The organism is Uliginosibacterium sediminicola (assembly GCF_039631295.1).
GTDB lineage: Bacteria > Pseudomonadota > Gammaproteobacteria > Burkholderiales > Rhodocyclaceae > Viridibacterium > Viridibacterium sediminicola.
The window spans coordinates 372341-387095 of record NZ_JBDIVE010000002.1; the positions used below are offsets into that span (position 1 = coordinate 372341).

The following is a 14755-nucleotide window of genomic DNA, read 5'->3' on the forward strand; positions in this document are numbered from 1 at the left end:
CTCATCTTTTCCCTTTGTGCCTTTGCGGTGAAGGTTTTTGCTTAGCCCTCAACTGGCTTGGCTCTTGCTAGGATTGTTCACAATCCAATCGACCGACAGGCTGCTCCGGTAGCCGGAAAGTGACACCCGCCGTGAGCACTGCGCGTACCCTGCTGGGTATTCTGACCCCGTCCTCCAATACCTCGCTGGAACCGCTCACCAGCGCCCTCTGCGCTGCGGCGCCGGGGGTCTCGGCGCACTTTGCCCGTTTCCCGGTCACCGAGATCTCGCTCAAGCCGCAGGCGCTGGGCCAGTTCGACGACGACAAGATCCTCGCTGCCGCCCGCCTGCTGGCCGATGCCAAGGTGCAGAGCATCGGCTGGAGCGGCACCTCGGCCGGCTGGCTGGGCCTGGAAGCCGACCGCATCCTGTGCCAGCGCATCGAAGATGCCACAGGCATTCCCGCCACCACGTCGACCCTCGCCCTCAAAGAGCTGATGGAAAAGCGCGCCCACAAGACACTCGGACTGGTGACGCCCTATACCGACGATGTGCAAGCCAAGATCGTCTTCAATTTCGCCAGCGAAGGCATGCAATGCATTGCCGAGCAGCATCTTGGCATCTCGGTCAATTTCGACTTCTCCGAAGTCACGGCGGCCCAGCTGAGCGAGATGGTCGCGACGACAGCGCTGCACCGGCCCGACGCCATCACCACCTTCTGCACCAATCTCAAGGCCGCCCACCTGGTGGCCGACTGGGAGGCGCGCTACGGCATCCCGGTCTATGACACGGTCAGCACGGTGATCTGGAAGATGCTGCGCATGCAGGGCTACGACACCACACAGATCAAGGGCTGGGGTCAGCTGTTCGCGGAGCTTGCCTGATGGCGCACAGCGAAGCCTTCGACCTGGTGATCCGCAATGCCCGTTGCGTGACCGCCGCCGACACCTTTGATGCCGACATCGGTATTCGCAACGGCCGCATTGCCGCGCTGGGCGAGCGGCTCGGCGCAGGTCACCAGGAAATCGACGCCGAAGGTCGCTACGTGCTGCCCGGGGGCGTGGACGGCCACTGTCATCTGGACCAGCCGATGAGCGACGGCTCGGTGATGGCCGACGACTTCCTGTCGGGCACGCGCTCGGCCGCCTGTGGTGGCACCACCACGGTGATTCCCTTCGCCTGCCAGATCAAGGGCCACAGCCTGCGCGAAGCGGTCGAGGACTACCACCGCCGCGCGGCGAACAAGGCCTGCGTCGACTACGCCTTCCACCTGATCGTCTCCGACCCGACACCGCAGGTGCTGCAAGAAGAGTTGCCGGCGCTGATCCGCGAGGGCTACACCTCGTTCAAGATCTACATGACCTACGACGACCTCAAACTCAGCGACCGCGAAATTCTCGACGTGTTGTCGGTCGCGCGTGCCGAAGGCGCCATGGTCATGATCCACGCCGAAAACAGCGACTGCATCGCCTGGCTCACCGAGCGCCTGATCGCCGCCGGCAAGACCGCGCCGCAGTACCACGCTGCCTCGCGCCCGATGCTGGTCGAGCGCGAGGCAACCCACCGGGCGATTGCGCTGGCCGAACTCGTCGACGTGCCCATCCTCATCGTGCATGTCTCGGGGCGCGAAGCCGTCGAGCAGATCCAGTGGGCGCAGGCGCATGGTCTGCAGGTATTCGCCGAAACCTGCCCGCAATACCTCTTCCTCACGGCTGACGATCTGGGCCTCAGCGAACACGATCACCACGGCGCCAAGTGCATCTGCAGCCCACCACCGCGCGACAAGGCCAACCAGCAGGTGATCTGGGACGGCCTGCAATCGGGCAGCTTCGCCGTGTTCTCGTCCGATCACGCACCGTTCCGCTTCGACGATCCGCAAGGCAAGTTCGTCGCCGGCAAGGATGCCGCCTTCAACCAGATCCCGAATGGCATACCGGGCCTGGAGACCCGGCTGGCCCTGCTATTCTCGGCCGGCGTGCTGGGCGGTCGCCTCGACATCCATGACTTCGTCGCCCTCACCTCGAGCAATGTGGCGAAGATGTATGGCCTCTATCCGCGCAAAGGCTCGATAGCCATCGGCGCCGATGCCGACCTGGTGATCTGGGATACCGACGTGGACATCGAAATCCGCAACGAGAAGCTGCACCACGCCGTCGACTACACGCCGTACGAAGGCCAGCGCGTCAAAGCCTGGCCACGGACGACCTTGCTGCGCGGAGAAGTCCTCGCACAGCAAGGTGAATTCCTCGGCGCAGCCGGCCAGGGCCACTACCAGCCCTGCGGCTTGCCGACCCCCGCCAAACCACGCGTGCGCAGCGCCTGAGCTTGATGTTGGCGGCAGCAGTACGAACACCTCATGTCTTGCAGCAGATCATGCTCGCACGAGGAACACTTGTTCATGCTCTGGCTGCGCCCGAATGCCTCGCCTCGATCTAGCCAAGATCAGCCAGGCCGGACGCAGCAGATCAATGAGCCAACGCAGCAACACCACGAAGCAGACAGCATGAATCCAGACGACATCCAGCAGCTCGCGACGCGCCTCATCACCGCGCGCAACACGCAACAAGCGCTCACCGCCGAAGAATGCAGCGCCATACAGATCGACACGCGCGAACACGCCTATGCCGTGCAGGCGGCAATCTGGCAACGCAAGTACGGCACGCAACGCCCCCGCGCCTGGAAAATCGGCAACGGCACGGATAGCCCGGAGCCGATCTGCGCCGCCATGCCGGAAGTCCTCGCCCACGCAAGCCACACACCGCACACGCGTTTCCGCACCCTGGGCATCGAATGTGAAATCGCGGTGCGCTTCGCCCGGCCCCTGCCACCGCGCGCCGCGCCCTACAGTTACGACGAAGTTGTGGCCGCCATCGGCAGTCGCCACGTCGCCATCGAAGTCGTCGACACCGCCCTCGCCAATTACGAAGCGGCCGGCGCCCTGCTACGCCTGGCGGACAACATGCTGCACGGCAGCTTCGTGCTCGGCGAGACCATCAGCGAGGACTGCGCGCAAGCCTGGCCCACGCTCAAAGCGCAAAGCTTCATCAATGGCAAGCTGATCGCCGAACAGACCGGCGGCCATCCGCACCGCGATCCCCTCACCCTGCTGCCCTGGTGGGCCAACGAAGGCGCGCTGCGCTGGGGCGGCATACAGGCCGGCGACATCGTCACCACCGGCACCTGGAACGGCATGCACTTCGCCATCGCACCGGAGTCCTTCGAAGCCCGCTTCTGCGCCGACGATGCTCACACCCTGGGCTGTGCACGCCTGAGCTTCGGCGACTGAGTCCGCACGGGCTGACAGAAATCGGCCGCCGGCGATTGAATTCCGCCGGCCCAGCCTCACATGTCTTGCAGGCTTCAGGCGCGCCATGGGCGCGCTCTTCTCATGACTCGTGAAAGAACACCATGCCCACTCTCTTTTCAGAACTCCAAGTCGGTGCGCTCAGCGTGCCCAACCGTATCTTCATGGCGCCGCTGACGCGCGCCCGCGCCGGCGAAGAACATATCGCCAATGCCCTGATGGCCGAGCATTACGCGCAGCGTGCCAGCGGTGGTCTGCTGATTGCCGAGGCGACCATGGCGATGGAGGGCAATTCCGCGTTCTGGAAGGAGCCGGGCATCTACTCGCCGGCTTGCGTGGCCGGCTGGAAGCTGGTCACCGATGCGGTGCATGCCAAGGGCGGGCGCATCTTCCTGCAGATCTGGCATGGCGGCCGCGCCTGCCATCCTGCCCTCAACGGCGGCGCGGTGCCGGTCGCCCCCAGCGCCATCGCGATTGCCAATGAAGAAGTGCACACGCCGCAGGGCAAGCTGCCCTACACCGTGCCGCGCGCGCTGGAGGACGCCGAGCTGCCCGCCATCGTCGCTGGCTTCCGCCAGGCCGCACAGTACGCCAAGGACGCCGGCTTCGATGGCGTCGAGGTACATGCCGCCAATGGTTACCTGCTCGACCAGTTCCTCCGTGATGGTTCCAACAAGCGTGAAGGCGCTTACGGCGGCAGTCGCGAGAACCGCGCCCGCCTGCTGTTTGAAGTGCTGACGGCGGTCAGCGAAGTGTGGGGCAGCGATCGCGTCGGCGTGCGCCTGTCACCGCTCAACAGCTTCAACGACATGCGCGACAGCGATCCGGTCGGCCTCGTCACCTGGCTGGCCAGCCGGCTCAATGACTTCAAGCTGGCCTACCTGCACCTGATGCGCGCCGACTTCTACCAGCAGCAGAGCGGCGATGTGGTGACGCCAGTGCGCGCGGTCTATGAAGGCGTGCTGATCGGCAATATGGGCTACACGCCGGAGGAGGCGGAAGCCGCCATCGCCAGCGACCAGCTCGATGCCGTGGCCTTCGGCGTGCCCTTCCTGGCCAACCCCGACCTGCCGGCCCGCATCCAGGCCAAGGCGCCACTCAACACGCCCAACCCGGCCACCTTCTACAGCGCCGGCCCCGCGGGCTACACGGACTACCCAAGCCTCGGCGCCTGAGTCCGCATGCGCACGCCGCCCTAACCGGCGGTGTGGGCCGGCGAATGAGCAGCATGCCGCGTTGCGTCTCGACCTTAACGGGTGCTTACGATTACAGTGCGGCTTCAGCCAGCTCATCGCCACCCCATGAATCTGCGTTTTGTCGAGGCCTTCCACTGGGCCGTCTCCCTCAATAGCGTGACACGTGCAGCGCAAAAGCTGCACATCACACAATCGGCCCTGTCCGCGCGCATCGCCGCGCTGGAGGACGAGCTGGGCACGGTGCTGGTGGATCGCCGCGACAAGCAGTTCCGCCTGACTGTCGCCGGCCAGCGCTTCCACGCTTTGGCCGTGCGCCTGCTCGACATGCAGCGCCTGATCAAGGAAGAGATGGGGCGCAATGCCAGCGGCCCGGTGGTATTGCGCATCGGCGCGATCGAATCGGTGGTGCACAGCTGGCTGCCGGGCTGGATCCAGCAGATGCGGCAAACCCATCCGGACTTCGCGCTGGAGCTGACCGTAGAAACCTCGCCCGTGCTGATCGACCAGGTCCGCCGCGGCGCTCAGGATCTGGTCTTCGCCGCCATCGCCGCCAGCGATGCCTCGCTGCGCACGCGCCACATGCGTCCGATGCCGATGGTGTTTGTCGGCCATACCGAGCGCCACGTCGAACCCTGCTACAGCCTGCAGGAACTGGCCAGCTGTGAGTTGCTGACCTTCCAGCGCGGCTCGCAACCGCACCAGGCCCTGCTCGAACTGTTCCAGCGCGAGCAGCTGCCCTCGCCGCGCATTCACGCGATCTCCTCGATCTCGGCAATGGTGCAGCTGGTCGAAGGCGGTCTTGGTGTCGCCACCCTGCCCGAAGCGGCGGTACAGCAGCTCTCCCGCCATTCTCCGCTGCGCGTGCTGCGCACGACCGTGCAACTGGCGCCCCTGCCGATCTACGCCAGCTACCGCGAAGACCCCACCTCCAATCTCACCGATTCGGTGTTCAGCTCAGCGCTCGCCTACCTCAAGGAAAACGCGCTCGAGGCCGAACAGCCCGACACGCCCGAAGCTGCCTGAAGGCCCGCGCCGCGCCAGCACAGGGACGCAGCGCTCCAAGCACGCATACTGCATACGCGGCGACGCGCATTTTCGGCCGCACCAAGCGGGCTCATTCATGCACCACGCCAAGGCAGAATGCGCACCATCGAGGACTTTCATGCACTCGATTGACTCACAAGTTTTTTTGCTGAGCGATCTGCGGAATTTCTCGTTGGCGCTCGAGCCCGCGAGTTTTCACAATCCAGCCATCCAAGCTGAATGAAGAAAGCCCGCCATGACAGACGCACAGCCGCACGCCACGACACCCGCCCTCTCGGCCCACTCCAGCGCACAAGAAGTGCGGCATGCAGCGCGTAGCGGCGCGCTCAGCGGCCACACCAGCGGGCTGGCAGCCGAGCACGTGCAAGGCAATCTGGCGATCCTGCCGGCCGAACTGGCGGGCGACTTCCTGCGCTTCTGCCAGCGCAATCCCAAGCCCTGCCCGCTGATCGGCGTCTCCGAACCGGGGCAATACATGCTCGACGATCTGGGCCTCGACCTCGACATCCGCAGCGATGTGCCGCGCTATCGCGTCTGGGAACACGGCGAGCTGGTGTCCGAGCCGACCGATCTGCGTGCGCTGTGGCGCGATGATCTGGTCACCTTCGTGCTCGGCTGCTCGTTCAGTTTCGAGCACGCCTTGCTGGCCGCCGGCATACCGCTGCGCCATGTCGAGCAGGGCTGCAATGTTGCGATGTACCGCAGCAATATCCCGACCCGCGCTGCCGGCCCCTTCCACGGGCCGATGGTGGTGTCGATGCGCCCGCTCAAGGCCGCCGATGCGATCCGCGCCATCCAGATCACCGCACGCACGCCGGAGATCCACGGCGCGCCGGTGCATCTGGGCGATCCGGCCTTGCTCGGCATTGCCGACATCCAGCGCCCCGACTACGGCGATGCGGTGCCGATCATGGCCGACGAACTCCCGGTGTTCTGGGCCTGTGGCGTCACGCCGCAAGCGGCGATTGCCAGCGCCCGCCCCGCTTTCTGCATCACCCACGCGCCCGGCCACATGCTGGTCACCGATCTGCTCAACCGCCAGCTCGGTCAGGGCTGAGCAGCGCTCACGAATACCTGGCGACTACGCTCGTCTGCACACCCGCTCCATCCACCCCAACCGTCCGGAGATTCTCATGCACACCACGACCCGCAGCGCACTGCTGCGCACCCTGAGCATCGCATTTGCCCTGCCCCTGCTGAGCCAAGTCGCATTGGCTGACAGCAAATGGGACCTGCCCACCGCCTATGCGCCCAGCAGCTTCCAGACCGAAAACCTGCAGAGCTTCGTCAATGACGTCGACAAGGCCAGCGCCGGCAAGCTCAAGATCACCCTGCACAGCAATGCCTCACTCTACAAGGCCAACGAGATCAAGCGTGCAGTGCAGACCGGACAGGTCGCCGCCGGCGAAATCCTGCTCTCTGGCTATGCCAACGAGAACCCGCTGTTCGGCACCGACTCGGTTCCCTTTCTCGCCGACAGCTATGCCGAAGCAGCCAAGCTCGCCGGCATCGAGCGCCCCTATCTCGACAAGCTGCTCGCCGCACAAGGCATGAAGCTGCTGTTCACCGTGCCCTGGCCCGGCCAGAACCTGTACAGCGCCAAACCGGTGGAAACGGCCGCTGAACTCAAGGGCAGCAAGATGCGCGCATACAACCCGGCCACCTCGCGCATCGCCCAGCTGCTCGGCGCACAACCGACCACCATCCAGCTGGCCGAGCTGAGCCAGGCACTGGCCACCGGCACGGTGCAGAACTTCCTCACCAGCAGCGCCTCGGGGGTCGAGAACAAGCTGTTCGAGAGCGTGAAGTATTACTACCGCGTCAATGCCTGGCTGCCCAAGAACGCCGTCATCGTCTCGCAGAAAGCCTTCGACAGCCTCGACAAGCCGACCCAGGAAGCCGTGCTGAAGGCCGCCGCCGCCGCACAGGAGCGCGGCTGGAAGATCAGCGAAGCCAAGGACATCGAGTACCAGAAGGAACTCGCCGCCAAGGGCATGAAGCTGGCTGACCCGAGCCCGGCGCTGAAGAAGGAACTGCAGGCGGTCGGCGAGAAGATGACCGAAGAATGGCTCAAGAACGCCGGCGCCGACGGTCAGGCCATCATCAACGCCTTCAAGAAGCCCTGAAGCACTTGCGGCCCGGACGCCTGCCCTGCGCGATCCGGGCCACACCCCACAGCTGAGATGTCCCTGTCGCAGCGCGCAAGGCGCGCTGCGGGAGCCTGCTCAGCCCATGAAACCCTGAAGACAGACCGGAGAGACGCATGAAATCGGCACTCTTGGCTTTCTATCGCCTGCTCGGCCTGCTGGCCATGCTGGCGATGGTGGCCGCCCTGATCACCGTTGGCCTGAGCGTGCTGGCCCGCGAAGCCAGCTGGGATATACAGGGCCTGGACGCCTACGCCGGCTACGCCATCGTGGCCGCCCTGTTCCTCGCCCTGCCGATCACCTTTCAACGCGGCGAGCATATCCGCGTCACCCTGCTGATGGGCAAGCTGCCGCAGCGCTGGAGCAATGCGCTGCAAGTGTGGAGCCTGCTCGCCGGCAGCGCACTGTCAGCCTTGCTGGCCTGGTTTGCCGTGCGCCTGGTGTGGATCTCGTGGAGTACCCACGATGTCTCGCCGGCGATGGATGCCTCACCACTGTGGATTCCGCAGCTGGCGATGGCGCTCGGCTGCATCGGCATGGCCGTTGCCTGCCTGGACGCCCTGCTCAGCCACCTGCTGGGCCTGCCGTTCTTTGACACCCACGCGCACGGCGAAGCCGCGCGCATCGAATAAGGAAACCGCGATGGACGCTTTGATCGCCCTGTTGCTCATCGTGCTGATGCTGGTCGTGCTCGGCTCTGGTCTGTGGATCGGCCTCGCCCTGCTCGGCGTTGGCGTGTTCGCGATGGAACTGTTCAGCACACGCCCGGTGGGTGACGCCATGGTGCTCACCATCTGGGGCAGCACCTCCAGCTGGACCCTCACCGCGCTGCCGCTGTTCCTGTGGATGGGTGAAATCCTGTTCCGCAGCAAGCTCTCCGAAGGCATGTTCCGTGGCCTCTCGCCCTGGCTCAACCACATTCCGGGCCGCCTGTTGCATGTCAATGTAATTGGCTGTGCGATCTTCGCCGCCGTGTCGGGTTCATCCGCCGCCACCTGCGCCACCATCGGCAAGATCACCCTGCCTGAACTCAAGAAGCGCGGCTATCCCGACCACATGGCGGTCGGCACGCTCTCCGGTGCGGGCACCCTGGGCCTGCTGATTCCGCCATCGATCATCATGATCGTCTATGGCGTGGCGGCCAATGTGTCGATTGCCAAGCTGTTCATGGCCGGCGTCATTCCGGGCATTCTGCTGGCCATGGTGTTCATGGGCTACATCGTCGTCTGGGCGCTGCGCAATCCGCAGCAAGTACCCGCCGCCGACGCGCATGTCGGTCTGCTCGCCAAGCTCTACGAGGGTCGTCATCTGCTACCCGTGGTGGCGCTGATCATCGTCGTGCTCGGCTCGATCTACTCGGGCATCGCCACCGCCACCGAGGCCGCGGCGCTGGGCGTGGCAGGCTCGCTGGCCCTCGCCGCCATCGAGGGCTCGCTGAGCTGGCGCAAGTTCTACGAAGGTCTGGGTTCGGCCGTGCGCGTCTATTGCATGATCGGCCTGATCCTCGCCGGCGCCGCCTTCCTGACCCTGGCCATGGGCTTCATCGGCTTGCCGCGTCATCTGGCGGAATTCATCGGCGGCCTGGGCCTCTCGCCCTTCGCGCTGATGCTGGTATTGATGGGCTTTTTCATCCTGCTCGGCTGCTTCCTCGACGGCATCTCGATGGTGGTACTGACCATGGCCGTGCTGCTGCCCACCGTGCAGAGCGCCGGCTTCGATCTGCTGTGGTTCGGCATCTTCATCGTGCTGGTCGTCGAGATGGCGCAGATCACGCCGCCGGTCGGCTTCAATCTGTTCGTCCTGCAAGGGCTGACCAAACGCGAGATCACCTGGCTCGCCAGAGTCTCGATGCCGCTGTTCTGGCTGATGGTGAGCTTTGTGATGCTGGTGTACTTCGTGCCCGGCATCATCACCTGGCTACCCGGCCTGATGCAGTAAATCCCGCTCCATGAGCGAGCTCCATCACGCGAGCTCGCACTCAACGCCTGTGCCCGCCACGGCGGGCGCACGGAGCCTGGCTGCCCGCGCGCCAAGACTCCGCAAACGAGACAAGGAAAGATCATGCAAAGCACAACCCACCTGGCCACTACGCCACGCTGGCAATTCTGGATCGACCGTGGCGGCACATTCACCGACCTCGTCGGCCGCGCACCCGATGGCCATCTGCACACGCTCAAGCTGCTCTCCGAAAACCCCGAGCAATATCGTGATGCCGCCGTCGCCGGCATCCGCCGCCTGCTCGGTCTGGGCAAGGATGAGCTGATCACGCCCGAGCGCGTGGAATGCGTGAAGATGGGCACCACGGTCGCCACCAATGCCCTGCTCGAACGCAAGGGCGACCGCACCCTGCTGATCACCACACGCGGCTTTCGCGATGCGCTGCGGATTGCCAACCAGGCGCGGCCCAAGCTGTTCGACCGCCACATCGTGTTGCCCGAGCTGCTCTACGAACAAGTCATCGAAGCCGATGAACGCATCAATGCGCAGGGCGAAGTCCTGCAGGCGCTCGACGAAGCAACACTGCGCAGCGAACTGCAGGCTGCGCATGCGGCCGGCCTGCGCGCCTGCGCCATCGTCTTCCTGCACGGCTGGCGCGCGCCGCAGCACGAACTGGCGGCCAAACGCCTGGCGCAGGAAGCCGGCTTCAGCCAGATCTCGGTATCGCACGAAGTCAGCCCGCTGATGAAGCTGGTGCCGCGCGGCGACACCACCGTGGTCGACGCCTATCTGAGCCCGATCCTGCGCCGCTATGTCGAACAGGTATCCAGCCAGATGCCCGGCGTGCGCCTGTTCTTCATGCAGAGCTCGGGCGGGCTCACCGAAGCGCTGCGCTTCCAGGGCAAGGACGCGATCCTCTCCGGCCCGGCTGGCGGCATTGTCGGCATGGTGCGCACGGCGCTGGCCGCCGGGCATGACAAGCTGATCGGCTTCGACATGGGCGGCACCTCGACCGATGTCAGCCACTACGCCGGCGAGTTCGAACGCGCCTTCGACACCGAAGTGGCCGGCGTGCGCATGCGTGCGCCGATGATGAGCATCCACACCGTGGCCGCTGGCGGCGGCTCGATCATCCGCTTTGACGGCGCACGTCTGCGCGTCGGGCCGGAATCGGCCGGCGCCAACCCTGGCCCGGCCAGCTACCGGCGCGGTGGCCCGCTCGCCACGACCGATGCCAATGTAATGCTCGGCCGCATCCAGCCGGACTACTTCCCCAAGGTTTTCGGCCCGCAGGCCGATCAGGCGCTGGACCGCAGCGTGGTCGAACAAGGCTTCCAGAACATGGCCGCCGCAATGCAGGCCAGCGGCCGCAGCGCGAGTGCCGAAGATGTCGCCGCCGGCGCCCTGCAGATTGCCGTCGGCAGCATGGCCAATGCGGTCAAGCGCATCTCGGTGGCGCGCGGTTATGACCTCAGCGGCTACACCTTGCAGTGCTTTGGCGGCGCAGGCGGACAAGCGGCCTGCCTGGTCGCCGACGCGCTGGGCATGACGCGCATCCTCGCCCACCCCTTTGCTGGCGTGCTGAGTGCCTATGGCATGGGTCTGGCCGACCAGATCGCGATGCGCGAAGCCTCGGTCGAACAGCTGGCTGACCAGACCGGCCTGCAGGCCGCCCGCGCCGCCGCGCGCCGCCTGCAGGAACAAGCCAGTGCCGAGCTGCAGAGTCAGGGTGTGGCCGGCGACGCGGTACGCAGCATCGCGCGTATCCAGGTGCGCTACGAGGGCACCGATACGGCCCTGCCCTGCCTGCTCAGCCTGGACGATGATGCCGAGCTGGCCCTGCAGGCGATCCGCCGCGAATTCGAGCAAGCTTATCGCCAGCGTTTCGCCTTCCTGATGCCGGATCGCCCGCTGCTCATCGAGGCGGTCAATGTCGAATGCATGGCCGCTGGCGAAGACCTGCCGGCAGGCGATCAGGCGCAAGCGATCACGCCACAGCCCGCCACACCGCTGGCCGCCGTGCGCATGTACTGCCTCGCCGACGAGCTGCCCGCAGGCTGGCGCGAAGCCGGGCTATTCCGCCGCGAAGCGCTGGCGCCGGGCGACACGATTGAGGGCCCGGCAATCATCGCCGAGAAAAACGCCACCACCGTGGTCGACCCTGGCTGGCAAGCCGTGCTCACCGCGCAGAGCGACCTGCTGCTCAGCCGCATCAAGCAGCGCGTCAGCCAGCATGCCATTGGCACACAGGCCGATCCGGTGATGCTGGAAGTGTTCAACAACCTGTTCATGAACATCGCCGAGCAGATGGGCCTGCGCCTGCAGAACACCGCCCACTCGGTGAACATCAAGGAGCGCCTGGACTTCTCCTGCGCGCTGTTCGACAGCGCCGGCCAGCTGATCGCCAATGCGCCGCACATCCCGGTGCACCTGGGTTCGATGAGCGAATCGATCCGCTCGGTCATCGAGCGCAACCCCGGCATGCAGGCCGGCGACGTGTTCGTGCTCAACGACCCCTACCACGGCGGCACGCACCTGCCGGACATCACCGTGGTGACGCCGGTCTTCCTCGATGCGGCGGATGCCGCGCCGGCCTTCTTCGTCGCCTCGCGCGGCCACCATGCCGACATTGGCGGCATCACGCCCGGCTCGATGCCGCCCTTCTCGCAACACATCAGCGAAGAAGGCGTGCTGATCGACAACTTCAAGCTCGTCGAGCGCGGCCAGATGCGCGAGGCCGAGCTGGTCGCCCTGCTGCAGTCCGGCCCCTGGCCCAGCCGCAACGTGACGCAGAATCTCGCCGACCTGCGCGCGCAGATCGCCGCCAACGAGAAAGGCGTGCAGGAGCTGCGCAGCATGGTCGCGCAGTACGGCCGCGCCACCGTGGCGGCCTACATGCGCCACGTGCAGGACAATGCCGAGGAATCCGTTCGCCGCATCATCGCCACCCTGCGCGACGGCAGCTTCAGCCTGCCGCTGGACAACGGCGCGCAGGTCCAGGTGAGCGTGAAGATCAACGCCGCCGAACGCTCGGCCGTGGTCGACTTCAGCGGCACCAGCGGCCAGCAGCCGAACAACTTCAATGCGCCGCGCTCGATCACCATGGCGGCCGTGCTCTACGTGTTCCGCACCCTGGTCGATGATGCGATTCCGCTCAACGCCGGCTGCCTCAAGCCGATCACCGTGATCGTGCCGGACGACTGCATGCTCAATCCAAGCTACCCGGCGGCCGTGGTGGCGGGCAATGTCGAGACTTCGTCATGCGTCACCAATGCGCTCTACGGCGCGCTGGGCGTGATGGCGGCCAGCCAGTGCACGGTCAACAACTTCACCTTCGGCAATGACACGCATCAGTACTACGAGACCATCTCGGGCGGCTCCGGCGCTGGCCCCGGTTACGCCGGCACCAGCGTGGTCCAGACGCACATGACCAACTCGCGCCTCACCGACCCCGAAGTGCTCGAATGGCGCTACCCGGTGCAGCTCGACAGCTACACCATCCGGCGCGGCTCGGGCGGCGATGGCAAGTGGCGCGGCGGCGATGGCGGCGAGCGGCGGATCCGCTTCCTCACCGCGATGACTGCCTCGATCCTCAGCAATGGGCGTCTGTACGGCGCCTTCGGCGGCGCGGGTGGCCAGGCGGGCGCGGTGGGTGAGAACTGGGTCGAGCGCCGCGATGGCCGCATCGAGAAGCTCGGCCACATCGGCCAGGTCGAGGTCGAGGCCGGCGATGTGTTTGTCATCCGCACGCCGGGCGGCGGCGGTTGGGGCTCGGCGGAATGAGGCAGGCTGAGCGATGAGCCCGCACGACTTGCTGCTGCTTCTGTTGCGCCTGTGCCTGGTCGCCGCAGCCGTGGGCGGCGCCAGCCTGCTGGCGCGGCGCGGCGGTCACGGCCTCACCGGGCTGATCATCGGCCTGCCGGTGATCGTTGCGCCGATCACCGGTCTACTGTTGCTGGAATACCCGCCCACCACAGTCGCCGCCATCGCGCTCGGCGCGCTGGCCTGCATGCCGGCTACGCTGTGCCATGTACTCAGCTTTGCCTGGCTGTCGCGGCGTCATCCCTGGCCGCTGTGCCTGGCAACGGCAGTGGGCGCCTACATCCTCATCGGCTGGTTGCTCAGCCACCTGGCCTTGCCGGCCTGGCTGATTGTCGGGCTGGCCCTCATCGTGCCACCGCTGGCAAGGCGCCTGATGCCCGCCATTCCGGCGGGCGCGCGGTCGGCCAGTTTGCCGGCGAGCGAGATCGTGTGGCGCATTGCGGTTGCCCTCTGCATCGCCGCAGCGATCCTGCTCGGCGCGCCTCATCTGCCACCGGCGCTCAGCGGGCTGCTGCTGGCCTTCCCCATCGCCGGTACGGTGCTGCCGGTGTTCACCCTGCCGCGCTTTGGTCACCCAGCCACCGTGCAGCTGCTGCGCGGCTTTGCCGGCGGCATGTCAGGCTTCGCCGCCTTTCTCGCCAGCCTCGCGCTGGGCCTCGGTCATGGCGTGCCGAGTCCGCTGGTGTGGCTGGGCGGGCTGCTGCTGGCGGGACTGATCGGCCTCGTGCAGCAAAGGCAGCGCCGCAGCTGAGCGTGCACTTAATCCCACAGCGCCTCACCTGTCGCCTCCAGCCAGCACAGATAGGCACGCAGCTCGTATTCGAGCTGGTGGTAGTCGGGCAGCATGTGACAGCAAAGCTGGTAGAAGGCCTTGTCGTGATCGCGCTCCTTGATGTGCGCCAGCTCGTGCACCACGATCATCTGCAAAAAGGGCTCGGGCATGCTGCGAAACATCGCGGCAATGCGGATCTCGCGCTTGCTCTTGAGCTTGTTGCCCTGCACGCGCGAAATCGTCGTGTGCGTCCCCAGCGCATTGCGGATGACGTGGATGGTGTTGTCGTAACGAATCTGCGCGAGCGGCGGCGCTGTACGCAGATACCGGCTCTTGAGCGCGCTGACGTAGTCCTGCAAGGCGCGGTCATTGCGCACGGCATGGGCGTCCGGGTAGCGCTTCTTGAGCGCCGGCCCGAGTTCGCCACTGGCTATCGAGGCCGCCGTGCGGGCAACCAGCTCAGCGGGATAGCCGCTGAGATAGGCGGTGGAGATTGTTTGAGAAGACATGCGCGGATTATCCCAGCTCAAGGCCTGCGGCGCAGCTTGCTAGG

At 65.8% G+C, this 14755-nt stretch carries 12 protein-coding genes; 11 read left to right on the plus strand and 1 reads right to left on the minus strand.

Translation table 11 applies throughout. The features are described 5' to 3' along the window. The first annotated feature begins 131 nt into the window (after positions 1-131). The 11 genes from ABDB84_RS05600 (at position 132) to ABDB84_RS05650 (ending at position 14181) form a co-directional block, all read left to right on the plus strand. Entirely contained in the window at positions 132-863 is a 732-nt protein-coding gene (locus ABDB84_RS05600) for a maleate cis-trans isomerase family protein (RefSeq protein ID WP_345918710.1), read from the plus strand. After that, positions 863-2302, plus strand: a complete 1440-nt coding sequence (gene hydA / locus ABDB84_RS05605; RefSeq protein WP_345918711.1) for a dihydropyrimidinase — start codon at positions 863-865, stop codon at positions 2300-2302. Before ABDB84_RS05600 ends, hydA begins: the two co-directional genes overlap by 1 nt. A gap of 180 nt (positions 2303-2482) precedes the next feature. Next, a complete protein-coding gene (locus tag ABDB84_RS05610) occupies positions 2483-3265 on the plus strand; it encodes a fumarylacetoacetate hydrolase family protein (RefSeq protein ID WP_345918712.1) in 783 nt (260 codons plus the stop codon). A 122-nt stretch (positions 3266-3387) separates the two neighbouring features. Beyond that, a complete protein-coding gene (locus tag ABDB84_RS05615) occupies positions 3388-4458 on the plus strand; it encodes an alkene reductase (RefSeq protein WP_345918713.1) in 1071 nt (356 codons plus the stop codon). Positions 4459-4584: 126 nt separating this feature from the next. Next, positions 4585-5502 carry a LysR family transcriptional regulator gene (locus ABDB84_RS05620; RefSeq protein ID WP_345918714.1) on the plus strand — a complete coding sequence of 306 codons (918 nt, stop codon included), beginning with the start codon at positions 4585-4587 and terminating at the stop codon, positions 5500-5502. Between the two features lie 256 nt (positions 5503-5758). Next, complete coding sequence (locus ABDB84_RS05625) at positions 5759-6580, plus strand: putative hydro-lyase (protein ID WP_345918715.1); 822 nt, start codon at positions 5759-5761, stop codon at positions 6578-6580. 76 nt (positions 6581-6656) lie between these two features. After that, positions 6657-7649 carry a TRAP transporter substrate-binding protein gene (locus ABDB84_RS05630; RefSeq protein WP_345918716.1) on the plus strand — a complete coding sequence of 331 codons (993 nt, stop codon included), beginning with the start codon at positions 6657-6659 and terminating at the stop codon, positions 7647-7649. 137 nt (positions 7650-7786) lie between these two features. Then, positions 7787-8302 carry a TRAP transporter small permease gene (locus ABDB84_RS05635; protein ID WP_345918717.1) on the plus strand — a complete coding sequence of 172 codons (516 nt, stop codon included), beginning with the start codon at positions 7787-7789 and terminating at the stop codon, positions 8300-8302. A 10-nt stretch (positions 8303-8312) separates the two neighbouring features. Next, positions 8313-9608, plus strand: coding sequence for a TRAP transporter large permease (locus ABDB84_RS05640; RefSeq protein WP_345918718.1), 1296 nt, complete (start codon positions 8313-8315; stop codon positions 9606-9608). Positions 9609-9731: 123 nt separating this feature from the next. Then, positions 9732-13391 carry a hydantoinase B/oxoprolinase family protein gene (locus ABDB84_RS05645; protein ID WP_345918719.1) on the plus strand — a complete coding sequence of 1220 codons (3660 nt, stop codon included), beginning with the start codon at positions 9732-9734 and terminating at the stop codon, positions 13389-13391. Between the two features lie 13 nt (positions 13392-13404). Further along, complete coding sequence (locus ABDB84_RS05650; RefSeq protein ID WP_345918720.1) at positions 13405-14181, plus strand: hypothetical protein; 777 nt, start codon at positions 13405-13407, stop codon at positions 14179-14181. 8 nt (positions 14182-14189) lie between these two features. On the opposite strand, the gene ABDB84_RS05655 is transcribed toward ABDB84_RS05650, so the two are convergent. After that, entirely contained in the window at positions 14190-14711 is a 522-nt protein-coding gene (locus tag ABDB84_RS05655) for a M48 family metallopeptidase (RefSeq protein ID WP_345918721.1), read from the minus strand. Positions 14712-14755: the final 44 nt, after the last annotated feature.